We start from the raw sequence: 22,842 nt of genomic DNA, 5'->3' as shown, positions 1-22,842 counted from the left end.
GTCTGTGATGAAACAACGTACCCATTGTGCTGGATAAGAAAACGGTAAAACCGGACATTTCTAAATTGCTTAACCGGACATTATCAAATTGCTCCTACACGTCGATTTGAAAAACTTGACACATTTGCACAAGTTCGGCATCCTCAAGTTACTAGCTCTACAGGCCATCACCCCATACTTGCGGTAGAGAGTATTCAGGAATTGGTTCAATGTTTGTTGGGTACAGATTTATTTTTAAAGACAGAAGAACGCTTAACTTGGGAACAAACGACTTGTATAGTGCAGTTTTAGTGAAATCAACAAAAGTTAACGTCATTTGTATTTCTTTAATATTTCTAGAACTTATACTTCTTAATATCGGTTGTGGTTCTGTTGAAGATTTAGGAAAAATATCAGAAAATTCCTCAGATTCCTTTCCATCGCCATAAGACGCATTGAGCGCAAAAGTAGTTCCAGCAGGAAGCCCCCTGTCATAAATTTCTAACTCAACGGGGTCTGATCCAAAAGAAGGGACATAGTCAAGAAAAAAGGAAAGGAAAACAACCAACTTAATGAGTTTTCGAAGGGAAAATTGCACTTCAAACACCTCTTAATGCCTATAAAATTCCGATTTTTGTGACCCTATTCTAAAACGACTGAAGTCTTAAATCAACATCTGGATTTCTGGTTCTGTCACATCTATGGCCATACCAGAAAAATCTGGTAATATGCATCTTTTTGTGAAAACGGCCTTTTCTAGAATTTTGCTTGTTGTTGAACAAATTTTATATAATACAATATTAACGATATGTTAAACAACAATATAATATAATAAATAATAAAGGTAACCACATAATTTATTTATATAAAAACCATATTAATAAGGAGTATTTTATCATGACCAACAAAACATTATTAAATAAAATTTTAATTGGAGCTTTGATTTTTTCCTTTGCGGAATGCATGAATAGCGGAGCGCTCATGAGCACTGAGCAACCTGCGCAAATAAGTTCCGTGCCCTCTGCGGAGGAATTTGCAAAACTCATTCAGGGAAATGATTTTTTAAAGCAATTGAACGATATCGGCCCAGTAACAAAAAGCGAAAAGTGGCAAATTGAACTTGCCATCAAGGACCAAAATACAACCTATACCCCTAAAATTAATCGAAGCCTAGAAGATTTCAAAGGGGAAGAATTAGTGATCGGTGGAGGAAAAAAAAAGGGGAAATACCGGGACAACAGAGGTAAAACGATGATTCAACCTTATTTAGATGATCTTGAAAAATTAAGACAAGGAGAATACAAATTTGATCCCTTCGGTTCTGTAAAAGGCCCTCTAACTGAAGAAACACGAAATCTTGCTATATCCAACTTTCAAGAGAAACTCTTAGATCCTGTATTAAATAAATATTACACAATCAACTACGATGAAACCACAGAACCAGATTTGGTAACCTCTGCAACAGATATAAATGGAATCATGGAAAATTTACCAAAGGGGCGTTTTGACCGAATTCACTATGAAAATGTGAATACCTTTGTTTTTCTAAACCCAAATGCTTGGAAAATCATGGAATATCTTTGCAAAAAAGGTGGAACAATCACAATTAATGCAGGGGTGCATGGTATGCGACTTTTACCTATAATTTTAAAGGATACAAAGTGGGAGCAACAAGTCCAAAGTCAATTAAAGAAAAAGTACGACTACTTTAAATCAGATGGAGGATTTACGCTGATTCTAAAGAATTGAATGTGGAGTTGGTATTTGTCGTCATGTTTCCCAGCTCATCAACAGCTGGATTGGAACAGCCGAATTATAAATAAGTGAACCGGCAGGAACTAAATGGTTACATTCCAACAAAAAAACCCCAAACCAAAAAAAGCTTGGGGTTCTTGTTTGTAGGAACTAAATAAATAGTTGGACTGAGCAGTTAAGCTGCTTTCTCCATACCACGTCCACCCTTACGGCGCTTGGTACCAAGGCCAATAGTCTTTGCAAGCTCACTACGCTGACGCGCGTAACTTGGAGCTACCATTGGATAATCAGGTGCCAATCCCCAGCGTTCACGGTACTGCTCTGGCGTCATGTTGTAAGCAGACTTCAAGTGACGCTTCAACATTTTCAGCTTCTTACCATCTTCCAAACAAATGATATAGTCTTCTGCAATGGACTTTTTGATGGAAACAGCAGGCTCTGGACGAGATGCTGAATAAGCCTTGCCCGTTGCAAGATCCGTAAGACTTGCATAAACCTTCTGAACGAAAGTTGGCAAATCAGCAGCTTCTACGTTACTGTTTGAAACATATGAAGCAACAATCTCGGTTGTCAAGCTCAAAAGCTCAGAAGTTGTCACTTGAGACTGCATAATATTCTGTGTGTTAGTCATGTATCACCTTTCTCTTAAAGTTAATCATCCGCTAAATGTTATTTAGCTATTCCTACGTAAAAATTCAAGTGGTTTAACACTTATTAGGTTAATATTTACGAAAAAGTATTCACTAAGAATATAAACTACATTTCAGGGAATGTTGCAACCCCTGTTTTGAAAAAAATGAAAGTTTTTTAGAAAAAAGTTTTCTGCAGCACATCTGCTGTTCGAGAATACCCTGCTGCAACGGGATAATAGTTTGCTCTCTCACCAATCTTCTTAAAGCCAAATACCCGATACAACTCAAGTGCTGGGGTGTTGCTCGCCTGCACCTCGAGCAATACCCTACAAACCCCCTCATGTTGTAGATAGTTCAAAAATAAATTTAATAATTTGGCGCCTATACCCTTTTTTTGCCAATCTTTATGAACCACCAACGTGAGTATTTCAGATTCTAGGTCTACCCTACGCCCCATGATAAATCCAACAAGAGTATCGTCAACGATTCCCTTAAAACCAATATGGGTCGGGTCTTTAAGCGTTTCATGAAAAACATCTTCCGACCACGGCATCGGCAAGCATTGCTGATGAATCTGTACCGCCTCTTTTATAGAATCTAAAGCAAACAAGCCAACAGCCAACTTCATCGTGCTATATACCTTTAGGTGCCTTCAATTGAGAGTAATACCTGGTGGCGCCAAATAATATGGCTGGCAAGGAAGGTTACCTTGGCCCTGATGCAAAATTGCCTCAGCCTGATGCGCTAAAACCTTTAAGTACTCCTGCCAGTCATAGCCAATTTCCTGGAGAACAGTTGGATGTTGCACTTGCTCTAACTCTAAGCGCCGCACTCCCGTTCCAATAACCCTAGAGGGATTTTCTAAAATCAGTTGCAACAGGTCCTGGGGCATCGTCATCTGAGGTTCAAATTCTGGAACTCCTTGTGCATCATATGCCTGATAAAATAAATCTCGGCGACGCGCATCGAGTACCACATAGAGTTGCTCGTCCTCTTTGATCTTAGGTAACGCCATAGATGAAAAAACTGCAAAACTGTTTATAGCAACAACAGGAATCTTAGCAGCAAGCTCTAATCCTCTTGCTGTCGCAACTGCCACTCGAACGCCTGTAAAGGATCCTGGCCCAGCTCCCACTGCTATCAGTCCAATTTCCTGAAATGAAATCCCCGTCTGTTGTAACAACTTCTCAATTTTGGGAATCAAAGCTTCAGCATGCCCCCGTTGCAGTGGTTCAATATCACACACCATCTGACCTTCCTGAGGCACAAGCGCCACGGAACAATGGTCAAAGGATGTGTCGAAAGTAAGAATATTCATGACGGAACTTTAAAAATAGCAATAATGCAAAATGACAGATGACAGATGTGGTATCACGAAATCCGTCTTAACACTAAAGTGAAATATATTCCACGTTTTTTCATTGCGTCTGTTTGAGAAAAAACTTGTAGAACGCCATAACCACGACTAACATCTCTGGGTTGCATTGTTGCTAATTTGGCACTCACTTCCTTAAAAAGATGCTCACTTAAAGAGGTGTTCAAAGGATTCTTTGGATCCATCCAATAAACAAAATAACGTAATTCATAATTGTGATCTACAATTTTACGTACCCTAACATCTTGAGATCCAAACACGTAATTGGACGGAGTAAATGCTGCAATTTGGGGAGATTTTTGCAATACATCAGCCAATGTAATCTCCAAAGGCGCATCCCCAACAGGCCCTAAACTGAGTACATAAAAAATCCCTTTCGATTCGAGCTCTTCTGAAGACTTGAAATAGATAAACTTACCAAACCTTCTTGTTTCTAGCTGACTTTTTGCGGTTAATAAGCCTTGCGCTTGTGCCCATTTCCCAAAAGAAAAGTTGTGCATTGCCTGCATTGACTCTGGTACCTGGAACATAAAAAACCGTACTCGATAGAAATGTTCACCAATCTTTACAAGCTGCGGCTCATTTCCCATATGGAAACTGTTTTCCTTGGAGGGCCTAAACTGTCCCGCTTCTGGATACGCCTGTAATACTTGGCCCAAATTTAGCGAGGCGTATGCTGAACTCATTACAAATCCCAAAAGACCAACGAATAAAATCATTCTGCAACTATTATAATAGTTAAACATTTTTGTTTAGCCCTTTCAGCTTAGTGTTTAACATTGTTTGCAACATAGCACACAATCTGGTTCACCATCAATCTAAAACACATTTCACAATGCAGATTATTTGCTTTATCCGACGCTGTTTTCCTGGTAGCGTAGTTGACTGTATTAACACTTTTATTGGAGTAACCATCACACGCCATGTCTTCGCAAACACGACTTCAACAAACAGGTTCTGCCAGTACTGATTTGAAGGAAAGCTTCCTAAATAATTGGCAAGGGGCGAAACTGATTCCCTTCATGGCTGTCATTTCCTTTGCAGCAGCCCTTTGGTGGTTACCTGTGCCAGCAGGACTCAGCCCTAAAGCATGGCACCTTTTCATCATCTTCCTCTCGACAATTATAGCCATCATTGCCAAGATACTGCCAATGGGTGCTTTGACGCTTCTGGCAATCTCGGTTTGCCTAGGAACGCACACATTAACTCTTGAACAATCTTTGATCAGCTTCAAATCTAATGTCCTCTGGCTAATTATTTTTGCGTTTCTGATTGCCCGAGGGTTCATTAAGACAGGCCTTGGAACACGTGTTGCCTACCAATTCATTGCTATAATAGGAAAAAGCACCCTTGGCCTCTCTTATGGGCTTATACTGACGGACTTGATCCTTGCTCCTTTTATCCCCAGCAACACGGCACGCGGAGGCGGCATCATTTTTCCTATTGTCAACTCCCTTACTGGTGGATATGACAGCAGACCGCACCAACCTTCTCGCAAAAAAATAGGCGCCTTTCTCATCAAATTGGCTTTTCAAGCCAACCTAATCACCAGTGCGATGTTTTTAACATCCATGGCCTCTAACCCGCTGATTGCCTCCTTGGCCGAAAAGGTGGGCATCACCATAACATGGGGCACGTGGGCTCTTGCCACCATAGTCCCCGGATTGCTCAACCTGATACTCCTGCCCCTTATCATGTTCCGACTGTTTCCCCCTGAGGTTAAAAAAACACCCCAAGCACCAGCAATGGCTCGAGAAAAACTGAAAGACATTGGCCCCATGCGCATGGATGAGATGATTATGTTGGGTACCTTTAGCCTGTTACTGTTTTTATGGGTTTTTGGATCTCAATTTGGCATTCAGGCAACCACTGCTGCACTCTTTGGCTTGGTAATTCTTTTGTTTTCAGGTGTGCTCACATGGAAAGATGTTCTCAATGAAAACGTCGCATGGGACACCTTCGTCTGGCTTGGCACCTTACTGATGATGGCTAGTCATCTAAGCGAATTTGGAATGATGACCTGGTTAAGTGGACATATGCAACAACTCGTCGTAGGCATCAATGTCTTTTATGCCGTAACCATCCTAGCGTTGTCTTATTTCTACATCCACTACCTGTTCCCGAGCATGACCGCACACATTACCTCACTTTACTCTGGGGTTGTTGTGCTGTCTGTCAGTCTGGGAGCTCCTCCCCTGTTTGTTGCTCTGATGTTTGCGATTCTTTCCAACCTTTGTGGCGGCATCACCCATTATGGTACGGGGTCAGCCCCAGTCTTCTTTGGCTCCGGTTATGTCAACATGAAGGAATGGTGGAGAGTAGGTGGTCTTTTGAGCTTGTTCAATCTGGCAATTTGGGCCGTTGTAGGTGGCCTCTGGTGGAAAATCATTGGGTTATGGTAACCTGCAAACCGTCATCCTGAACTATACCGAAGTGAAATCAAAACCTCTGTTTCCTGATATGCTCGAGTGCTCATTTACACTTGTAAACTGCAAGCTGGCAGCTATCATTTAAAGTGACTGCATCTTGTTTCCAAATCAAAGATTTGGACAAGATTCATCATGATTTTTTGTCCTGTAGTAAGAAAATTTAATTCAAATTCCCGGTTTTATTGGGATTGAGGCCTATTAAGAGTTTTTTTGTCCTGTAGTAAGTTATGGAATAGACATCGTGGGTAATTCTGCTTTAAACTTGATCTATATTATTTCGGAAAAAACGAGGGTTTGAGGTTAGAACCCCAAATTGTAAAACCCATGAAGACTGTTGCTGCTAACGTGGTTACAAAAAAACACTTGAAAGAATTCCCCTTAAAGGGTATTTTGTAAATATGGAGAAGCGAATCAGAACATATGACCTGGAAGCCATCAAATTAGTTTTTGCTAATATAGAAGGTCTTCGGTTAACCAATAGTGCTCTTCATGGTGCGCGTGCACTGGGTTTTACAAGGCGAGATATTGTCGATGCCATTCAACAGATACAGAGGAATGACTTTGTGAAATCCATGACAACCTACGCAAACCACAAAGTTTGGCAAGATGTCTATAACACGAGCCATAAGGGGTTTGACCTATACATCAAATTTCAAATGCATGAGGATGGACATCTTTTAATTTCTTTTAAGGAGAAGTGAAAATGAAATGTCATACATGTAGTAAAGGTACTTTACACAAGGGTACCAAGTTACAAACCTTCAATTATAGAGGAGCTTCTATTGTTCTTGAGCAGCCAGGCGCATGGTGTGATAACTGTGATGAGGCAGTGTTAACTGGAGAAGATATCGCAGCAACAGAACTTGCTTTTGAAGAATTCAAGGCTAAAATAGATAAACTGATAAACCCTGAAGAAATTCGCCACATCCGTAAAAATATTCTGCATTTAAAACAACAAGAAGCTTCTCGAGTATTTGGTGGCGGCAAGAATGCGTTTAGTCGGTATGAGCGTGGAGAAGTAAGGCCTAGCCTTGCTGTTAGTAACTTGTTGAGAATGTTTAAAAGGCATCCAGAAGAAATTCAGGATTTCCTTTAATCTCCCTAGGGTTGAATTCCCCGCCGCTTGGCGAGCTGGGGAAAAATGGAGGCCGGGATGACGGCCCATGGGTATAAGCAAATTCTTCCCTTATCCAAAACTCAGGTTATTTAGTGGTGCAATTTTGCATGCTGATTTACAATTACCCACTCGTTTTGCATAAGGACTAATTTTCTCTTAAAAAATCCTTTTATTTCAATAGCTTTGTAACAAAATCAAAATAAATTGGCTTTTTTCTGTTTTTGCTGTTGATTTGTGGTGTGTCTAGCCATAGGACGATTAGACGCGGCGCGCGGGTCTTCGAATCCCACGCGACGCTACCACTGCCGGATCTACACTGATCCAGCCAATGGTAATGACAATGTAGTGCTTTTGCTCCGCTTTGCCAACACATGTTTGTGTTGGCGGCTGCGGATTTGTGGCTAAAGGTCGACTTTTGCGTAGATCTTTTGGAGCATGGTGCCTGTCGTAACTGTTTACTGGCTTAAGGTTTGTGGGAACCCCGGGGGGGCTGCCTAGTAAAAGTTATTACAATGGTATAGTGCCCCCCCAGTTTCTTACCTCCTTGATCGGTTGTGGTTTGTGCAACAGCTCTTAGAAAAAGGAGAAACTACTTATGTACTTTTGGTATCTTCTCCAAATTCCCGGGTAAATGGCTCTGTTGAAGAAAAATTATCACCAAAAATCAACGGATTAGAATCTGAAAATTCAGATTTACCCGGAGATATGGAGAAGATACTACTTTTGTAACCACCTCTATCTTATTGGCCGGCTTGAGGCAGACGTTAATGTTGCCTTTAAGGGCAAGAATGAACGATTGGCTACATTTACTCTGCTCATTCCCATAGCTGGCAGTAAACATTTTTTTAAATACCGTGTTGCTGTCGAAAATCAATCATTGGTGGAATACGCCGCAAGTTGTTTGCTGGAAGGCAAATTGGTGTTTGTGTTGGGAAAGTTTGAACCAGCCTTGGAAGAGTCTGGCCCCTCCTGGGTTGTGATCTCTGAAGACTTTGGCATACTGCATCCTATAGGATCGCACGTGCACCCTCAACTGCCTATGCCACCTTTGAACAAAGAAACTTAAGATATCAACGCAGAAGAGGTCTTTCTGCCTACGGGTCGTCATCCCAAACGTTGCTTTTAGAACTAAGCCTTGAAAAGGATTAGCTTCTAAAAGCTTACGACTTGGGATCCCATTATTTTTCTTCAAAGTCTTTTGAAATAATTGGATACTATACTCTCGTGAAATCAAAACCTCTAGTTTAATGATAGCGAGAAGCGCGCAGTTTACTTGGGTAAATGAGCACTTCGATCGTATCAGGAAACAGAGGTTTTGATTTCACTTCAGTATCCCGGATAAAGTCCGGAATGACGCTCAATAGATCGCAAAGATTTTCCAATTCGTGCGACTTTCAGTCGCACGTTCGGAAAATCAGCGTTCAGGAGAAGGCTTCGGTGGTCTTTCAGAAATAAGACTTACCAGGGCACAGTTTGTATGTACAACACCTAGGGTACGAAATGGCTGAATCACCGGATCAATGGCTCGAAACAGAACAATCATAGCACCAAAAGGCAATCCTAGCGGCTCAAGGGTTACGGAAAACATTACCAATGCTAAATCACCTGCAAGCCCCGAAGTCGAGATGCCTGCAAAAATCGAGAGAATTCCTAAAAATATATAATCCACGGCATCCATATGCACGCCGTAAAGTTGTGTAACAAAAACCGTTGCAAACCCAAAATACAAGACATAACCAAAGCGTCCCATAAAAGTTCCCAGAGGAACTAAAATGTTGGTAATCTTACTATTGAATCGAAATCCCTTACTTAAGGCTTCAATAGAGGCGGGAATAGCAGCGGTGCTACTACGGGTTGAGATGGTGATAAAAATCGGCAACTTAAGTAACGAAAAAGCCCGTACCAAGCCCAAACCTGTGCGACTCACGATAACAGCGTGACTGAGGACAAACAAAAGCAAAACAGCCAGATAATATTTCCAGACAAATCCAGCCATGGTAATCAATGTATCGGCTCCAATCAAGGTTGCATCCCGAGCCATCAACAAGAGAACAGCAAGGGGCAAAGTAACAGCAATGGCATTAAATATTTTCTGAAAAATGCTCAAGGTCGCCCGAAAAATGGGGATGACCGCTTGCCGGTTTTGTTCTGACACAAATGCTAAAGCAATTCCTAAAATAATAGAAAAAACCACCACCTGAAAAATTTGATTCTTTGAAAGTGCTGTAAAAATGTTACCCGGAATGGCTTGCGAAAGGAATGTTTGAATGCCTTTAGAAATTTTTGGCTCAATCGGCTCTGCCAAACCTCTCTCGACACGTGAAGCTGACTCTGCAACATCCCGCAAGGTCGGGCTGGCTGTGGGGTCTATTCCCACACCCGGTGCTGTGATCCAAGCAATAAGCACTCCAATTACAACGGAAAGAACCGCTAATAAGGCCAATAATCCTATAATTCTTCGAATCAGTTTCCCTGACCCTAAATCTAAGAGCTCCATAAGACTCAATGTCACAGATGTCACAATAATGGGCAAAACACAAAGCAACAGCAAATTGATATAAATATCACCATAAGGACCAGCTTCTGCAGAAAATGTTGGAAAGTAGATACCAATCAGCAACCCCAAGCCCATACTCATAAAAAGGGTCAGAGGGTTTTTTAAGATCCCAACTGCTATTGATGTAGCATACATCACTTCAACCCCTTACTATTTTTTGGTTTCTCAGTTGTTTTTATTTCCTGATATCTTTTCATGAGATCATCAGTTGAAAAATTAATCTTCTTGATCTCCAAAAACCGATTCACCCACGCTAAAAGTTGCAAGCTATTCCATGGGGTAATGATCATCAATGGATCCGTCTCATCTTTGATAACAATGGATAAATTTTCAAAATAGGATTGAGGGGCTGCAAACATGGTCTCCCGCACCCCCCATTCATCACGAAATCCTGCCAATAATTCGCCGTTTAGCACCTTAGGGGCAATATCCCGGTCCCACGATTCAAATTCAACAAGAGTGGCCTTGGGGAAAATTCGCTTGGCATACTCCACATAAGAACTGCCCGCCTCGACTCCAATTTGACTTGAAGGACGGTTTAGCAGATCTTCAAGAGACGCTTCAGGATTTGTCCTTACCTCCTCTAGTGCTAAACGATTGATAAGAATCGCCTTGTTTAAGGGAACATAGGGATTAGTAAACCTTACCTTCTCAGCACGAAGTAAGGTTAAACTTATCTTGGAAACTCCCAAATCCGCTTGCCGGTTTGCCACCATCTCTACCACATCGTCAAAGGTGTTTGCACTGCGGTTAAATGCAACTTTGACCCCTAACTCACGCGCCATTTCGCGAGCAATCTCAACATCGATACCACTTAAATTCCCATCTTTATCTCTCATAATGAAAGGAGGCATATCGCGATTAATCATGCCAATCACCAAGACCCCCCGGCTCTTAATACAAGTTAGGTCAGGCGCATTTTTAGGAGGGATAAGCCGAAGTTCAGCGGACTTCGATGCCCGCCAGTCCAATGACGTAGCTTGCTCTGCATCAAGCTGAATGTCGCCTGAAAACGGCAAAGGTGAAGTCACTTCCACACTTCCACTTGCAGGTACACACAACGCAAATGCTACACAAAGGCAAATCCAGGTGAGCCATCTTGCTGGCATTATATCATTCCCCCTCCCTATCTTTTGATGTTCTTTCTCTTTTGGCGTGTCAAAATCTTAATTGCTCAAAGACAATAGCCTCCGGGATCTTTTCTCAAGATTTTACTATAATTTTTAATATATTGCTAGGATCAGAAATCAGAGGTCAGAGGTCAGAGGTCAGAGGTCAGAGGTCAGAGGTCAGAGGTCAGAGGTCAGAGGTCAGAGGTCAGAGGTCAGAGGTCAGAGGTCAGAGGTCAGAAATTTTCGACGAGAAAATAGCAACTGTCAACAAAAATTAACCAGCAAACATAAACTCCAAAACTTAATGCGCTGACATCTGACCTCTGACCTCTGACCTCTGACCTCTGATTTCTGATTTCTGATTTCTGATAACTATCTGAACTGGATTTTCTATCAACGTCTTCAACGCTTGCAAGAACTCTGCGCCAATGGCACCATCTACCACACGGTGATCAACCGACAAAGTACACTTCATTAAGGTTGCAATACCAATATCACCATCGATGACAACTGGGCTCTGCTTTGCAGCGCTCACCGCTAGAATACATGCCTGAGGTGGATTGATGATGGCTGAAAAATCTTGCAGTCCATACATTCCCATGTTGGAGATTGAAAACGTTCCACCTTGGAATTCTTGTGGTTTTAGTTTGCCTGCTCGCGCTTTAGCAATCAATTGTTTAGCATCGCGTGAAATCTCTAGAATGGTCTTTTGGCCAGCATCTTTGACAATTGGGGTGACTAGACCATAATCAACAGCAACGGCCACTGAAATATCCTGGGCCTTGTATTGACGCACATGATCGCCCATCCATGCAGCATTGGCCTCAGGTACTTGCTGAAGAGCTAAGGCGCAAGCTCGAATAAGGACATCGTTGACCGAAACTTTCTCATCATCTAAAGTCGCATTGATTTGCTGGCGCAGGTCCAATAACTTGTCCATCTCACATTCAATGGTTAAGTAAAAATGCGGCACCGTCTGCTTAGATTCAGTTAGTCGCCCAGCGATGACCTTGCGTATATTGCTTACTTCAACGCGCTCAAAAGATGGCATGCCAAACTCATCTCGTGGTATTTCAGCGCGTCTTGCAGCAGGCCCAGCTTGCAGGGCTGCTTCAACATCGGCTTTGACAATACGTCCACGCGGACCTGATCCTTGGATCGACCCCAGAGCAAGACCTGCTTGGGTTGCAATACGTTTGGCCAAGGGGCTGGCTATTATGCGATCTCCTGACACTTGAGCTTCGGTAGGTGAAACAGTTGCAACCTGTGGAGAAGCAGAGGTTGGTTTTGCTGGTGCTTCCTTTGGTGCAGGTGTTGCGGTGGATTCAACATCCATCCCTTCCAAAGCACTCTCATCCTCACCCTCTTCCAAAATAATGCCGATCACAGCATTAACTTTAACGGCTTCTGTCCCCTCAGGAACGATGATACGAGCCAGCTTGCCCTCATCAACAGCTTCCACTTCCATGGTTGCTTTATCGGTTTCAATTTCAGCGAGCACTTGTCCTGACTCAACCTCGTCACCTTCTTTCTTAAGCCATTTGACTAAATTACCTTCAGTCATGGTGGGGGACAAAGCTGGCATTAAAATCTTGACAGGCATGAAAGTTTCCTAGTGATCTCTGTAACACACTTGTTTAACAGCCCGTACAATGGCCGGGACCTGAGGCAATGTCAAGTCCACAAGGCCTGCTGCATAGGGCATCGGCACATCCGCCCCTGTCACCCGCAACAGCGGGGCATCTAATTCGTCAAAGGCGCGCTCCATCATTATTGCTGAAATTTCGGCGCCAATTCCGGCAAAGGGCCACCCCTCTTCTACCGAAACAATTCTGTGCGTTTTGGCAACCGATTGTAAGACAGTATCTTGATCTAAGGGACGTAGAGTGCGCAGATCAATAACTTCTGCATCAACCCCCTCGCGTTGCAATTGTTCGGCTGCTTCAAGGCATTTTCCAACCATAAGCGAAAAACTGACCAGGGTGACATCTGTCCCCTCTCGCACAATACGTGCTTTACCGATTTCAATCACCTCATCAACGGGCGGTGCTTGAAACTCTTGGCCATACAGCATTTCATTTTCCAAGAAAACAACAGGATTGGGATCTCGAATGGCGGCTTTGAGCAAACCTTTAGCATCCTTAGCGTCATAAGGGGCAATGACCTTAAGACCAGGACAATGAGCATACCAACTGGAAAAATCTTGTGAATGCTGGGCTGCAACCCGCATCGCAGCCCCATTGGGACCTCGAAACACAATCGGGCAGCCCATCTGACCGCCAGACATGTACAATGTCTTAGCTGCTGAATTGATAATTTGATCGATGGCCTGCATGGAAAAGTTAAAGGTCATAAACTCAACGATGGGCTTAAGGCCGCCAAAAGCCGCCCCGACTCCAAGTCCGGCAAATCCATGTTCGGTAATGGGAGTGTCCACCACACGGCGGGGACCAAATTCGCCCAACAAGCCCTGGCTTACTTTGTAGGCGCCCTGATACTCGGCAACCTCTTCACCCATCAAAAACACCGTTTCATCCTGGCGCATCTCTTCGGCCATAGCGTCTCTAAGCGCTTGACGTACTGTGATCATCTCGGCCATTTTAAAGATTGCTCCTCGTTTTACTCAACCAAAACATCGGTAAACAGTTCTTCCGGGCCAGGTTCCAGGCTGTTTTCTGAAAATTCGACGGCGGCCTTAACAGAGGCTTTCACTTGCTTATCAACGGCTTTCAAAGCATCTTCAGTCACCCCCTGCTCATTCAAAATGTGCTTGAGGTGCTCAATGGGATCAGATTCGCGTTTGACTTCTTCGACTTCTTCTTTGGTCCGATATTGCGCTGGATCAGACATAGAATGTCCTCGATACCGATAGGTTTTCATCTCCAAAATCATTGGTCCCTTGCCACTACGTACGTGCTCAACAGCCATTTGCGCTGCGGCGTGCACGGCAAGTATATCCATGCCATCGACCACAACGCCCGGAATACCAAAGGGTTCGCCGCGACGGTAGAGCATTTCTGAATTTGCCGCAGCTCGTTCAACAGATGTCCCCATAGCATATTGATTATTTTCAAGAATGTACAAAACCGGTAACTTCCACAAACCAGCCATATTGAACGACTCAAACACCTGCCCCTGGTTAGACGTCCCATCGCCATAGTAGGTAACTGAAATCGCTCCATTGTCTTGATATTTGTGGGAAAAGGCGAGACCTGTTCCAATGGGAACATTCGCGCCAACAATACCATGACCGCCCAAGAAATTTTTTTCCCGAGAAAACATATGCATGGAGCCACCCTTGCCCTTGGAATATCCATCAATGCGACCCATTAGTTCCGCCATTACACCTCCGGGATCCATTCCACAAGCCAACATGTGACCATGGTCACGGTAGGCAGTAATCACGGTGTCTTTTGGCTGCAAAGCTGACTGAACCCCAATCACTACAGCCTCCTGGCCAATATATAGGTGGCAAAATCCAGCAATTTTTCCCATACCATACATTTGACCCGCTTTTTCTTCAAAGCGGCGAATCAACAGCATATCTTGGTAATATTTTAGTAGCCCATCTACAGGCACTCTCGAGGGGGCCAGCGGCTCAAACTTGGGCATGAAAGTTGAAGAGCGGGTCACAGATTGAACTGTCCGATCTCTCGAGCTTATTCACTCTTTGAGGATTCTGGGGAGGAGTCTGGGTCGGCTGCGGGATTGGCTTCCGCGGTCGTCGCAGCAACAACTTTAGATGCAACGATTGCTTTAGCAGACTGTTCCACTTTCCGTGTGCCGGCTCCCTGCCTACCATAATCAGTACGCTCAGCAATACGGGCACTCTTACCACGGCGATCTCGCAAATAGTAAAGCTTCGCCCGGCGCACAAGACCACGACGCACCACCTCAACACGGATATTGGGAGAATACAATGGAAACAAACGCTCCACCCCTTCCCCGTACGAAATCTTTCGAACGGTAAAGGCAGAATTGACGCCGGAATGCTTACGGGAAATACACACACCCTCAAAGGCCTGAGTCCGCTTGCGCTCTCCCTCAATCACTTTTACCCATACCTTGATCGTATCACCGGGATCAAACTCCGGAATCGGATTCTTCGCAGTCAACTGCTGAATTTGGTTGTCTTCAAGGCGTTGAATAATATTCATCACAGAACTTCCTTATCTTCACACTTATACTCGGTGTCCACCCATCAAGGGTCTACCTTATCCTTTACTTCTACCATCACCATTGCTTCGCTTAATCTGTTGCAACTGATCTTGGTACCTTTGCCACAGATCAGGCCGGCGAAGCTTTGTTATGGTCTTGGCTTGCTCAAGCCGCCAATTCCTAATTTTGGCATGATCACCAGAAAGCAAAACCTCTGGTACCTCACGTCCCTTCCAGATTCGCGGCCGCGTATAATGTGGATATTCCAACAATCCGCGCATCACGCCAGAGGAAAAACTTTCCTCCACCAAAGAGTCCGGGGTGCTCATCACCCCAGGCAACAACCGAACGCAGGCTTCAATCAAAGCCATAGCTGCAATTTCTGCTCCGGCCAACACAAAATCCCCAAGACTGACCTCTTCAAAATCCCACTCCTCAAGAATACGTTGGTCGACTCCCTCGAATCTTGTACATACCATAGCAACTTTTTTTGCCTTTGCCAATTGTTTTACATGGACCTGCTGTAAGGGTTTGCCACGAGGTGAAAAGTAAATCAAGGCATCCGGCGCTGATTTGCCCTTGTGCAGCTCAACCAATGCAGCATCCAATACATCTGGGCGCATCACCATTCCTGCCCCGCCACCAAAGGGCGGTTGATCAACTGTGCGGTGCTTATCGGTAGCAAAATCACGTAGTGCAAAGGTTTCCAGCGACCACACATCCTTTTCAAGGGCACGCCCGATAATGGAGGCACCAAGGGGTCCTGGAAACATCTCCGGAAACAAAGTGATAATCTGGGCCTTCCAAGGCGTAGCGCTCATGCAACCTTCTCAATCTGAGTCAACTCGTCATTAGACAAAATCTGACTGATATCTACAACCACCAAGCCTTTGTCAATATGAATTTCAGGCACGCACACCTTGGTAAAGGGAAGGATCAACGGGCTGGACTGCTGATCTAAGGCAATTTCCAATAAATCCCCAGCACCAAAGTTATAAATGGCAGCAACAGTTCCCAAGGGTTTACCCTCAAGAGTTTGCGCCTGAAGCCCAATTAAATCTGCATGATAAAATTCTTCCTCTTCGAGTTTTGGCAAATCACTACGTTGAATGTACAGCTTCATGCCCTTCATGGCTTCAGCCATGGTGCGATTGGTCACTTCTTCAAATTTCACGATGATGTCATCGCCCTTGTGCACACGTACATTTTTGACTTTGTGCAGTACTCCGGATTCTGTGCTTACCATTTTGTACTTATCAATGGTAAGAGGATCTTGGCTAAAGGTTCTTACCCGCAAATTCCCGTGCACACCGTGTGCTCCGGTGATGACAGCGATACAAAGGAGATTGTCTTGTGGCATAAGGATGGCCTATATCATAAATTGTGAATTGTGAATTGTGTCGTGTACCCAAGATATAAGCACTCTGGAATAAAAAGTCTAGAGCCCCCCTTACCCAGCTGGCAACGAAAACAAAAAGTCAGCAATTTGTGCGGGTTGAATTTTGGTCATATCTTTGTCAACCTCACGCGCTACCTTGCTTTGCACGTTGGTATCTAGATTTTTGCGTAATTCTCCAAGCACCAGTGGTGCAGCGATTACAATGAGCTCATCGAATTGGTCACAACAATCTTTCAACTTACGTGCAATTTCACGAGCAAACACCCGTTTTTCATGTTCACGCAAGTCAGACTTATGGCCATAAACATGTCCAGAAATTGGGGCTGCTTCGCGCATACGCCCCGGTTTGCCCATCGCTTTATCGATGGGCGTACCTTCAGGCTCAAAAGTTTCACCAACTTGTTCTAAAAGTTTATACCCATTCCTGGCATATAAAATCGCCTGAGAGGCATCCGCCACTAACACCCACAATTTAGACATAAAATCCTCCTTTCGTTCATTATACTGAAGCTGAATCAAACTGTTGATTTTCTGGTGCACTCAAAGTGCTCTTTTACCCAAGTAAACTGCGCGCTTTTCACTGCCATAGAATTCAACATTTTGATTCAGCACGGTTATACCTTCCATTTATTTAAGGGACGCGATTTTCTTTTCGAGCACGCTCATCCGATCTTTTTTGCTGTTCTAAAGTACGCTCTTTTACAAACTTTTGCTGCCTTTGATAATTTTTCTGACCCGGATCAATCGCTCGCTGCGGTAATCCTTCAAAAGCGGGTAGCTCTTGCGGCAAAAGTGACTTTAAGCCAGAGCCAGATGTTTCAGGAAAGCGCTTGGTACTAAAGCGATCCTTTGCACTTGCATCCTCAACTACGATTCCATTACGGCCTCCATCGCCCCAATCACTATAAGCAACGAAGAGGATCAAAACAAACAACAACAAGATTACAAAAATGTATAAAAAATCTTTCACTATCAATCACCTCTCTTAATACTTTAATTTTATTACAGATTTGTTAATTATGAGTTAATTGCGGTCAAAATATTATTGAGAAACAATTTGAAGAGGGGTTTTAAAATCTAATTTCATTGGCGTAAGCGGAGAACTCGAGCAAGGATGTTGAGAATAATTATTGGTATTCCTGAAAGTATTGGGTGTAGTAAAAATGCTTTCTTCATAATACCTCACAAAACAAATATCGCCCCTCAAGCAAGAGGCCTTGTTAAAACTCCCGCAAGCTATCATTAATTTGATTAAAATTGCAATTAACTGGCAAAAATGCAGATTAATTTTTATTAAAATTTTAGCTGCATTGATTTCCGGAAATTCCTGGAGAAAAAACTATCAAAACCAAGGATGGCAAAGGATAAGTCGCCATTGATCCACTGGTACATGTGTGGCATTTTTGCCAAACTCAACTACTGCACTCAGCTACTGCCCAAAGGTTGTGGTATGGCGTTTTGTGGGGTTTTCAACATCGCACTCTGAATCAACCTCATACGGCTCAATACCGTAATCGGTTAAAATCCCTGACAACACAGCGCCTTGGTGGATCCAAATCATGGATCCTGCAATCCCTAAAAAGAGCAAGATGAGTAAAAGTTTGAGGATCCGTTTCTTAGTCATGAAAGTCTCTTTTTAACCAGTGATGCATTCTATACCCGTGCTGAATCAAAATGTTGAGTTTAATGATAGCTACCAGCTTGCAGTTTACTTGAGTAAATGAGCACTTTGAGCGTATCAGAAAACCAACAGTTTGATTCAGCTTCAATATAACTATGCCAAGCAGAGTTTAAGGTAGAGTTAACAAACTGTTTAAAACGTGGTAGATTCATGCGTTACAAGTACACGAAAAAAGAGGATCTCAATGTTTTCAGCGTTCTCAACCACAAAACGAATCAAGAGCTCTACGACCCTATTAAAGGAATATAACCACATGCGCGAACTCACCAATGAGCTTTTAGGTGGTGAAATGAAAGATTTTTTGGCTGGCAATGCCTTTCAAGCTTGCGGAAAAAAATTAGGATTGCTGCACGAAAAAACACTCTATTTCAATTCAGAAGAAGAACTCAGTGTCCTAGCCGACTACTGTATGTTCTACCACTTTGTTAATGGAAAAAACTCCATTAACCGATTTGCTAAAGCAAAAGGAAATTCCCTTAACCCAGACACAAAACAACTCCTCACCGTTCTCCAACAAGCTGAGTACGCCTTTTTGGCTGTAGAACGTACGACACGCCATAGCGGCGTCATCGTGCGTAATATTTTCACCAACCAACAAGAACTACTCATCGATAATGGGCTCAGCTCCTCGGCCGTCCCTGGCGTTCTCTTAGCATCTACGATATTACGATTTCCAAATTTTATCATGACCACAGGCGCGGCATTATCGGTCAACAGCATCATTCCAAGCTTGGAAAATATCATCAAGAAATCTGACGACCTTTCCAAAATGTCCAAAACAAAGAAAGCCTCTTTTGTGGCCGAGGTCATCAAGGCTGGCCTTCAGGAGAACATCATACAATATACGCGACAACAAAAGGTTGCATAGATGTCTGGGCATACGGCTCACTTGTCAAAACTCAGGTCAAATTTAAGTTACTATACTGAAGTGAAATCAAAACCTCTGTTTCCTGATACGCTCGAAGTGCTCATTTACCCAAGTAAACTGCAAGCTGGTAGCTATCATTAAACTAGAGGTTTTGATTTCACAAGAGTATAGACACACACACCACAATTGCCTACAACCAAAGAAACAGCAAACGAAAGGCAAGACAACCATGAAATTTTTTCTCGACACCGCTAACTTAGATGAAATCCGAACTTTTGCAAGCACTGGGCTTATTGATGGTGTCACCACCAATCCATCCCTGATGGCCAAAGCAGGACGTCCAGTTGCAGACATCGTAAAAGAAATTTGCAGCCTCATTTCCGGGCCTATCAGCGTTGAGGTAACAGCAACAGACTATAATGCCATGCTCAAGCAAGCCTATCATCTAGCAGGGCTCAGCGATACCATTGCTATTAAGGTTCCTCTGACCATGGATGGTTTAAAAGCCTGTCACAGGCTACGCCAAGACCATATTATGGTCAACGTAACTTTGTGCTTTTCACCTGCCCAAGCGCTGCTGGCAGCCAAGGCTGGCGCCACTTTTATCTCACCTTTCATTGGGCGCTTGGATGATATCGGCCAAGATGGACTAGAGCTGGTCCACACCATTCGTGAGATATATGATCAGTATCCGGAAATCACCACAGCTATTCTAGCAGCTTCGGTGCGCCACCCTATTCACGTGGTAGATGCGGCCCGATTTGGCGCTGATGTTGTGACCCTGCCTGCCAAAGTGCTTGAGCAACTGTATAGGCACCCGCTGACTGATATTGGACTTGAGAAATTTTTAAGCGACTGGCGTGAGAGTGGGTTGGAATTGGGGGAGGAAGCATGTCCCAGCCCCTAGACCAATACATTGAAACCGCACTAGCTCAGCTCAGACCCCATCTAGCAACTGACCTGCAACAACCCATTGACGACTGGATCAACTGGCTTAGCGTTGAAAAAAACTACTCCAAACACACAGTGTTTAGTTACCTAGAAGACCTCAAGTCTTTTGCCAAATTCATGCAACAACACTTGGGCGAAGTGCCTTCCCTGGCAAACCTGGCTGCTTTACACTCAAGAGATTTTCGTGCTTTTTTAGCAGCGCGCTTACAGCAAGGTCTCAACCCAAGCTCTAATGCCAGATGCATCTCTGTATTGCGTAATTTTTTCCGGTTTATTGAAGAACGCCACGGGCTTTCCAATAACTACATCCACACTTTAAATACGGGCCGCTTGCCAAAACCACTACCCCGTCCCATTGATGCCCCCAGAGCCAAGCAATTAATTGAAACCCAAGATCTTTTTGAAGCGCCCGCGTGGGTGCAAGCTAGAGATGCAGCGCTGTTTACATTACTTTATGGCTGCGGCCTGCGCATCAGTGAAGCGCTTGAGCTTAATGTGGCGGATAAGCCTGAAAGCGCACAAATGACTATCACCGGAAAACGCAATAAACAAAGGCTAGTTCCAGTACTGCCCATTGTGCGACAGCGACTCACCGAATACCTGGATTTGCGCCCCTACGCTGCCGCACCAGAATCCCCACTGTTTGTTGGGTTGAGAGGTAAACGCCTGCAAGCTCCGGTGGCCAGGCGTCAAGTGCAACTTTTGCGGCAAAGTCTAGGTCTGCCGGACGGCATCACCCCGCATAGCTTGCGCCATAGTTTTGCCACACACTTACTTGAAGCCGGAGGTGATCTAAGGACCATTCAAGAACTCTTAGGACACGCGTCGTTGTCGTCAACCCAGCGATATACTCAGGTGGAAACGTCGACATTACATAAGGTATATGCAAAGGCACATCCGCGAAGAAGGTGAGAAAAAATGGCCCCCAGAATTGAGGGGCCATTCCCAATCATACATAAATTTAAAGGAAGCAGAAATTACTTCTTAGCATCGCGTTCTGCTAATGCAGTACAAACTGCCAAAAACTGATCTAATCGAGACGAAATTCCCTCTGGAGCATTTGGTGCAGCCTTACAAACAGGGCGCAATACCTTTCTAAAGGCACCCCCAGTCATGCCAGACTTCATAGCCTGACGCTTTAGGTGAGCAGCTGGACTTTCTACCTTTACGGTTTTACCTTTCTCATACTTTTCTATCTCCGGATTGTAATTGTACTTTGTTGCACACTTATCTGAGGGAGTAGCCCCCAGTAGTATGAAAATGCTCATTAAATTTTGAGATGTACCACATAAGCTATCAGATAAATCTTGAATCTTAGCTTTACCTTGACTCAGCGCTCCCGCGATTTTATCACCGGGACCAGCACTTACGGGCTGAGCTAAACTAGCTACTACCCCCACAACAGTAAGGCTTACAGCCATCAATTTTAAAATACTCTTCATTTCAAATCTCCCTATATATTACTTTGGTTTAAACAATATAGTATTACGACTACTTTATCAGAATATCAATTAATAGTTAAAAGTAAGTTAATAATGACAGTTAGTATGAATTGAATCTTTATTCGTAACTATTCAGCTCACACCACCGCCAGGTGTGGTGTGGCCTGGACATGATATGAACCTAGCAAAGCATATCCTCAGCCCACCACCCCGGCCGTTGGACTGAATAGTTGCCTTTATTCTACAATAACATCCAGCTTCTTTAACCGCCGTTGTACTCGCTCCGATACCCCAACTGGTATGGCCTGCGCCGATTTTTCCCACACAGCTAAATCTGCGGTGGAATTTCCCGCATACGCAAACTTTTTCACGCCGAAGCGCCGTACCAACACCCGGGCCTTTGCATGAGATTTTAAGTTGGTTTTGCCATCACTGGCATAGACTTCAGCAAAAATGCCTAAGTATTTTGCAACCCCTAAAGCATAGCGTTGATCAGCCGCAGTGGCCAAAGCCAGCAAACGCCCTTGCTCATGCTCACGTCTCAGGTATCTAAGCAAATCTCTACGATAAGGCAGTTCGGCAAAATCAAGCGTCACTCGTTTGGCAAGTTCTTGTTTTAAATACGCCCTGCCTCTTAAAAACCACCAAGCAATAGCTAAAAAGCGCCATGGTTTGCCTTGGGTAAATAAGCGCATCGACTCAAAGGTCACATCATTTCTGATAAGTGTTCCGTCAAGATCTACAACTAAAGGAAAAGCCTGCTGGCTCATCTCACATCTTCAGGGCGCAACACTACAATTTCATTTGGACTCGCAACCCCTAGAATTTTTCGTGCCTGTTCTTCCAGAAGATCCGGACACAGCGAATCCGGGCGTAACAGCGCTACTTTGTGCGCAAGTTTTTCTTGTTGTGCTTGCAGTCTTGCCAATTGAATCTTTGAAGTTTCAAGTTGTTGCTCAACAGCTGACCACGCCTTCAGCCCATGATTACCGACAACCATATGGTATGCAAAATATCCCACAACGGAGAGCATAAATGTTGGAGCTAAAATCGAAGCCCACGAAAATCGCATAACAGAACCCCTCCTCTTTTATCCTTGGGTTTGCCTGGTTAAACTTGGGCGGTAGTCTAGCACAGATTTTTAATGCACGAAAGGGGCATTTTGTGGCATTCAAGGCCGTTCAGTAAAACCAACACGTCCGTCATCCCGACCGGGGCGACGTTCCGAGGCTACAGAATACTTTAAGTTAGTTCCTGATGTCTGCCACGCTTGTGCGGGGCTGCGCTACTTTTAACCATTGAGTTAACGCGTTAAGGTCAGATGTAAAAGTTTCAAATTCACGAACATATTGTTCATCTGCACAGCTACCTTCTGGAACAGCTACAA

Annotated in this window: 28 protein-coding genes and 1 pseudogene; 10 read left to right on the top strand and 19 right to left on the bottom strand. The window is 43.9% G+C overall.

Translation table 11 applies throughout. The features are described from left to right. Positions 1 to 157: 157 nt before the first annotated feature. A complete protein-coding gene (locus tag ABFQ95_02160) occupies positions 158 to 586 on the bottom strand; it encodes a hypothetical protein (GenBank protein MEN8236343.1) in 429 nt (142 codons plus the stop codon). A 290-nt stretch (positions 587 to 876) separates the two neighbouring features. Here ABFQ95_02160 and ABFQ95_02155 point away from each other — a divergent pair, with 290 nt between their 5' ends. Further along, entirely contained in the window at positions 877 to 1,728 is an 852-nt protein-coding gene (locus ABFQ95_02155; GenBank protein ID MEN8236342.1) for a hypothetical protein, read from the top strand. 181 nt (positions 1,729 to 1,909) lie between these two features. Here the strand turns inward: ABFQ95_02155 and ABFQ95_02150 are convergent, their stop codons facing one another. The 4 genes from ABFQ95_02150 to ABFQ95_02135 form a co-directional block, all read right to left on the bottom strand. Then, positions 1,910 to 2,344: a MucR family transcriptional regulator gene (locus ABFQ95_02150; protein ID MEN8236341.1), complete on the bottom strand. Its 435-nt coding sequence runs from the start codon at positions 2,342 to 2,344 to the stop codon at positions 1,910 to 1,912. 197 nt (positions 2,345 to 2,541) lie between these two features. Next, on the bottom strand, positions 2,542 to 2,994 hold the full coding sequence (rimI, locus tag ABFQ95_02145; protein MEN8236340.1) for a ribosomal protein S18-alanine N-acetyltransferase: 453 nt from the start codon (positions 2,992 to 2,994) through the stop codon (positions 2,542 to 2,544). Between the two features lie 24 nt (positions 2,995 to 3,018). Beyond that, positions 3,019 to 3,684, bottom strand: coding sequence for a tRNA (adenosine(37)-N6)-threonylcarbamoyltransferase complex dimerization subunit type 1 TsaB (gene tsaB / locus ABFQ95_02140; protein ID MEN8236339.1), 666 nt, complete (start codon positions 3,682 to 3,684; stop codon positions 3,019 to 3,021). A 53-nt stretch (positions 3,685 to 3,737) separates the two neighbouring features. Continuing rightward, positions 3,738 to 4,487 carry a hypothetical protein gene (locus ABFQ95_02135; GenBank protein ID MEN8236338.1) on the bottom strand — a complete coding sequence of 250 codons (750 nt, stop codon included), beginning with the start codon at positions 4,485 to 4,487 and terminating at the stop codon, positions 3,738 to 3,740. 177 nt (positions 4,488 to 4,664) lie between these two features. Here ABFQ95_02135 and ABFQ95_02130 point away from each other — a divergent pair, with 177 nt between their 5' ends. The 5 genes from ABFQ95_02130 (at position 4,665) to ABFQ95_02110 (ending at position 8,353) form a co-directional block, all read left to right on the top strand. Next, positions 4,665 to 6,143 (top strand): DASS family sodium-coupled anion symporter, encoded by a 1,479-nt coding sequence (locus ABFQ95_02130; GenBank protein ID MEN8236337.1) that lies wholly within the window; start codon positions 4,665 to 4,667, stop codon positions 6,141 to 6,143. A 425-nt stretch (positions 6,144 to 6,568) separates the two neighbouring features. Further along, on the top strand, positions 6,569 to 6,871 hold the full coding sequence (locus ABFQ95_02125; GenBank protein ID MEN8236336.1) for a type II toxin-antitoxin system MqsR family toxin: 303 nt from the start codon (positions 6,569 to 6,571) through the stop codon (positions 6,869 to 6,871). A gap of 2 nt (positions 6,872 to 6,873) precedes the next feature. Further along, positions 6,874 to 7,266, top strand: coding sequence for a type II toxin-antitoxin system MqsA family antitoxin (locus ABFQ95_02120; protein ID MEN8236335.1), 393 nt, complete (start codon positions 6,874 to 6,876; stop codon positions 7,264 to 7,266). A gap of 582 nt (positions 7,267 to 7,848) precedes the next feature. After that, a complete protein-coding gene (locus ABFQ95_02115; GenBank protein ID MEN8236334.1) occupies positions 7,849 to 8,016 on the top strand; it encodes a hypothetical protein in 168 nt (55 codons plus the stop codon). 67 nt (positions 8,017 to 8,083) lie between these two features. Next, positions 8,084 to 8,353 (top strand): hypothetical protein, encoded by a 270-nt coding sequence (locus ABFQ95_02110; GenBank protein ID MEN8236333.1) that lies wholly within the window; start codon positions 8,084 to 8,086, stop codon positions 8,351 to 8,353. A gap of 348 nt (positions 8,354 to 8,701) precedes the next feature. Here ABFQ95_02110 and ABFQ95_02105 read toward each other — a convergent pair whose 3' ends face one another. Further along, positions 8,702 to 9,979 (bottom strand): cation:dicarboxylase symporter family transporter, encoded by a 1,278-nt coding sequence (locus tag ABFQ95_02105; protein MEN8236332.1) that lies wholly within the window; start codon positions 9,977 to 9,979, stop codon positions 8,702 to 8,704. Next, on the bottom strand, positions 9,979 to 10,953 hold the full coding sequence (locus tag ABFQ95_02100) for an ABC transporter substrate-binding protein (GenBank protein ID MEN8236331.1): 975 nt from the start codon (positions 10,951 to 10,953) through the stop codon (positions 9,979 to 9,981). Before ABFQ95_02100 ends, ABFQ95_02105 begins: the two co-directional genes overlap by 1 nt. Here ABFQ95_02100 and ABFQ95_02095 point away from each other — a divergent pair. Beyond that, positions 10,944 to 11,234: a hypothetical protein gene (locus ABFQ95_02095; GenBank protein MEN8236330.1), complete on the top strand. Its 291-nt coding sequence runs from the start codon at positions 10,944 to 10,946 to the stop codon at positions 11,232 to 11,234. The genes ABFQ95_02100 and ABFQ95_02095 overlap by 10 nt on opposite strands. A gap of 23 nt (positions 11,235 to 11,257) precedes the next feature. Here the strand turns inward: ABFQ95_02095 and ABFQ95_02090 are convergent, their stop codons facing one another. From ABFQ95_02090 to ABFQ95_02050, 9 genes and pseudogenes are all read right to left on the bottom strand, one after another. Next, positions 11,258 to 12,559, bottom strand: a complete 1,302-nt coding sequence (locus ABFQ95_02090) for a pyruvate dehydrogenase complex dihydrolipoamide acetyltransferase (GenBank protein MEN8236329.1) — start codon at positions 12,557 to 12,559, stop codon at positions 11,258 to 11,260. A 9-nt stretch (positions 12,560 to 12,568) separates the two neighbouring features. Further along, positions 12,569 to 13,540: pseudogene (locus ABFQ95_02085) on the bottom strand (pyruvate dehydrogenase complex E1 component subunit beta). 35 nt (positions 13,541 to 13,575) lie between these two features. Further along, a complete protein-coding gene (pdhA, locus tag ABFQ95_02080; protein MEN8236328.1) occupies positions 13,576 to 14,568 on the bottom strand; it encodes a pyruvate dehydrogenase (acetyl-transferring) E1 component subunit alpha in 993 nt (330 codons plus the stop codon). A gap of 47 nt (positions 14,569 to 14,615) precedes the next feature. Next, the gene (gene rplS, locus ABFQ95_02075; protein MEN8236327.1) at positions 14,616 to 15,113 is read right to left on the bottom strand and encodes a 50S ribosomal protein L19; all 498 of its coding nucleotides are present in this window, start codon (positions 15,111 to 15,113) and stop codon (positions 14,616 to 14,618) included. Positions 15,114 to 15,170: 57 nt separating this feature from the next. Continuing rightward, positions 15,171 to 15,935, bottom strand: coding sequence for a tRNA (guanosine(37)-N1)-methyltransferase TrmD (trmD, locus tag ABFQ95_02070; protein MEN8236326.1), 765 nt, complete (start codon positions 15,933 to 15,935; stop codon positions 15,171 to 15,173). Beyond that, positions 15,932 to 16,474 (bottom strand): ribosome maturation factor RimM, encoded by a 543-nt coding sequence (gene rimM, locus ABFQ95_02065; GenBank protein ID MEN8236325.1) that lies wholly within the window; start codon positions 16,472 to 16,474, stop codon positions 15,932 to 15,934. The genes trmD and rimM overlap by 4 nt, the downstream gene beginning before the upstream one ends. 90 nt (positions 16,475 to 16,564) lie before the next feature. Continuing rightward, positions 16,565 to 16,993, bottom strand: coding sequence for a host attachment protein (locus ABFQ95_02060; protein ID MEN8236324.1), 429 nt, complete (start codon positions 16,991 to 16,993; stop codon positions 16,565 to 16,567). A gap of 151 nt (positions 16,994 to 17,144) precedes the next feature. Beyond that, positions 17,145 to 17,483, bottom strand: a complete 339-nt coding sequence (locus ABFQ95_02055; protein MEN8236323.1) for a hypothetical protein — start codon at positions 17,481 to 17,483, stop codon at positions 17,145 to 17,147. Positions 17,484 to 17,942: 459 nt separating this feature from the next. Continuing rightward, a complete protein-coding gene (locus ABFQ95_02050; GenBank protein MEN8236322.1) occupies positions 17,943 to 18,137 on the bottom strand; it encodes a hypothetical protein in 195 nt (64 codons plus the stop codon). Positions 18,138 to 18,378: 241 nt separating this feature from the next. Between ABFQ95_02050 and ABFQ95_02045 the strand changes: the two genes are divergently transcribed. From ABFQ95_02045 to ABFQ95_02035, 3 genes are all read left to right on the top strand, one after another. Then, entirely contained in the window at positions 18,379 to 19,062 is a 684-nt protein-coding gene (locus tag ABFQ95_02045) for a hypothetical protein (GenBank protein ID MEN8236321.1), read from the top strand. 229 nt (positions 19,063 to 19,291) lie between these two features. Further along, a complete protein-coding gene (gene fsa, locus ABFQ95_02040; GenBank protein ID MEN8236320.1) occupies positions 19,292 to 19,969 on the top strand; it encodes a fructose-6-phosphate aldolase in 678 nt (225 codons plus the stop codon). Then, a complete protein-coding gene (locus ABFQ95_02035) occupies positions 19,954 to 20,925 on the top strand; it encodes a tyrosine recombinase XerC (GenBank protein MEN8236319.1) in 972 nt (323 codons plus the stop codon). Before fsa ends, ABFQ95_02035 begins: the two co-directional genes overlap by 16 nt. A 65-nt stretch (positions 20,926 to 20,990) precedes the next feature. On the opposite strand, the gene ABFQ95_02030 is transcribed toward ABFQ95_02035, so the two are convergent. The 3 genes from ABFQ95_02030 to ABFQ95_02020 form a co-directional block, all read right to left on the bottom strand. Beyond that, positions 20,991 to 21,455 (bottom strand): hypothetical protein, encoded by a 465-nt coding sequence (locus ABFQ95_02030; GenBank protein MEN8236318.1) that lies wholly within the window; start codon positions 21,453 to 21,455, stop codon positions 20,991 to 20,993. 236 nt (positions 21,456 to 21,691) lie between these two features. After that, positions 21,692 to 22,225 (bottom strand): haloacid dehalogenase-like hydrolase, encoded by a 534-nt coding sequence (locus tag ABFQ95_02025; GenBank protein MEN8236317.1) that lies wholly within the window; start codon positions 22,223 to 22,225, stop codon positions 21,692 to 21,694. Further along, positions 22,222 to 22,527, bottom strand: a complete 306-nt coding sequence (locus ABFQ95_02020) for a septum formation initiator family protein (GenBank protein ID MEN8236316.1) — start codon at positions 22,525 to 22,527, stop codon at positions 22,222 to 22,224. The genes ABFQ95_02025 and ABFQ95_02020 overlap by 4 nt, the downstream gene beginning before the upstream one ends. Positions 22,528 to 22,842: the final 315 nt, after the last annotated feature.

The organism is Pseudomonadota bacterium (assembly GCA_039714795.1).
Classification (GTDB): Bacteria; Pseudomonadota; Alphaproteobacteria; order JAGOMX01; family JAGOMX01; genus JBDLIP01.
Note: the sequence above shows the minus strand (reverse complement) of the source record. Positions and strands in the feature narration are given on the sequence as shown.

Excerpts from the sequence above, each read along its gene's own strand:
- ABFQ95_02155 (MEN8236342.1), top strand. The coding sequence starts at position 877 with ATGACCAACAAAACATTATTAAATAAAATTTTAATTGGAGCTTTGATT.
- ABFQ95_02150 (MEN8236341.1), bottom strand. The coding sequence starts at position 2,344 with ATGCAGTCTCAAGTGACAACTTCTGAGCTTTTGAGCTTGACAACCGAG.
- rimI (MEN8236340.1), bottom strand. The coding sequence starts at position 2,994 with ATGAAGTTGGCTGTTGGCTTGTTTGCTTTAGATTCTATAAAAGAGGCG.
- tsaB (MEN8236339.1), bottom strand. The coding sequence starts at position 3,684 with ATGAATATTCTTACTTTCGACACATCCTTTGACCATTGTTCCGTGGCG.
- ABFQ95_02135 (MEN8236338.1), bottom strand. The coding sequence starts at position 4,487 with ATGTTTAACTATTATAATAGTTGCAGAATGATTTTATTCGTTGGTCTT.
- ABFQ95_02130 (MEN8236337.1), top strand. The coding sequence starts at position 4,665 with ATGTCTTCGCAAACACGACTTCAACAAACAGGTTCTGCCAGTACTGAT.
- ABFQ95_02125 (MEN8236336.1), top strand. The coding sequence starts at position 6,569 with ATGGAGAAGCGAATCAGAACATATGACCTGGAAGCCATCAAATTAGTT.
- ABFQ95_02120 (MEN8236335.1), top strand. The coding sequence starts at position 6,874 with ATGAAATGTCATACATGTAGTAAAGGTACTTTACACAAGGGTACCAAG.
- ABFQ95_02105 (MEN8236332.1), bottom strand. The coding sequence starts at position 9,979 with ATGTATGCTACATCAATAGCAGTTGGGATCTTAAAAAACCCTCTGACC.
- ABFQ95_02100 (MEN8236331.1), bottom strand. The coding sequence starts at position 10,953 with ATGCCAGCAAGATGGCTCACCTGGATTTGCCTTTGTGTAGCATTTGCG.
- ABFQ95_02090 (MEN8236329.1), bottom strand. The coding sequence starts at position 12,559 with ATGCCTGTCAAGATTTTAATGCCAGCTTTGTCCCCCACCATGACTGAA.
- pdhA (MEN8236328.1), bottom strand. The coding sequence starts at position 14,568 with ATGCCCAAGTTTGAGCCGCTGGCCCCCTCGAGAGTGCCTGTAGATGGG.
- rplS (MEN8236327.1), bottom strand. The coding sequence starts at position 15,113 with ATGAATATTATTCAACGCCTTGAAGACAACCAAATTCAGCAGTTGACT.
- trmD (MEN8236326.1), bottom strand. The coding sequence starts at position 15,935 with ATGAGCGCTACGCCTTGGAAGGCCCAGATTATCACTTTGTTTCCGGAG.
- rimM (MEN8236325.1), bottom strand. The coding sequence starts at position 16,474 with ATGCCACAAGACAATCTCCTTTGTATCGCTGTCATCACCGGAGCACAC.
- ABFQ95_02060 (MEN8236324.1), bottom strand. The coding sequence starts at position 16,993 with ATGTCTAAATTGTGGGTGTTAGTGGCGGATGCCTCTCAGGCGATTTTA.
- ABFQ95_02050 (MEN8236322.1), bottom strand. The coding sequence starts at position 18,137 with ATGACTAAGAAACGGATCCTCAAACTTTTACTCATCTTGCTCTTTTTA.
- ABFQ95_02045 (MEN8236321.1), top strand. The coding sequence starts at position 18,379 with ATGTTTTCAGCGTTCTCAACCACAAAACGAATCAAGAGCTCTACGACC.
- fsa (MEN8236320.1), top strand. The coding sequence starts at position 19,292 with ATGAAATTTTTTCTCGACACCGCTAACTTAGATGAAATCCGAACTTTT.
- ABFQ95_02035 (MEN8236319.1), top strand. The coding sequence starts at position 19,954 with ATGTCCCAGCCCCTAGACCAATACATTGAAACCGCACTAGCTCAGCTC.
- ABFQ95_02030 (MEN8236318.1), bottom strand. The coding sequence starts at position 21,455 with ATGAAGAGTATTTTAAAATTGATGGCTGTAAGCCTTACTGTTGTGGGG.
- ABFQ95_02025 (MEN8236317.1), bottom strand. The coding sequence starts at position 22,225 with ATGAGCCAGCAGGCTTTTCCTTTAGTTGTAGATCTTGACGGAACACTT.
- ABFQ95_02020 (MEN8236316.1), bottom strand. The coding sequence starts at position 22,527 with ATGCGATTTTCGTGGGCTTCGATTTTAGCTCCAACATTTATGCTCTCC.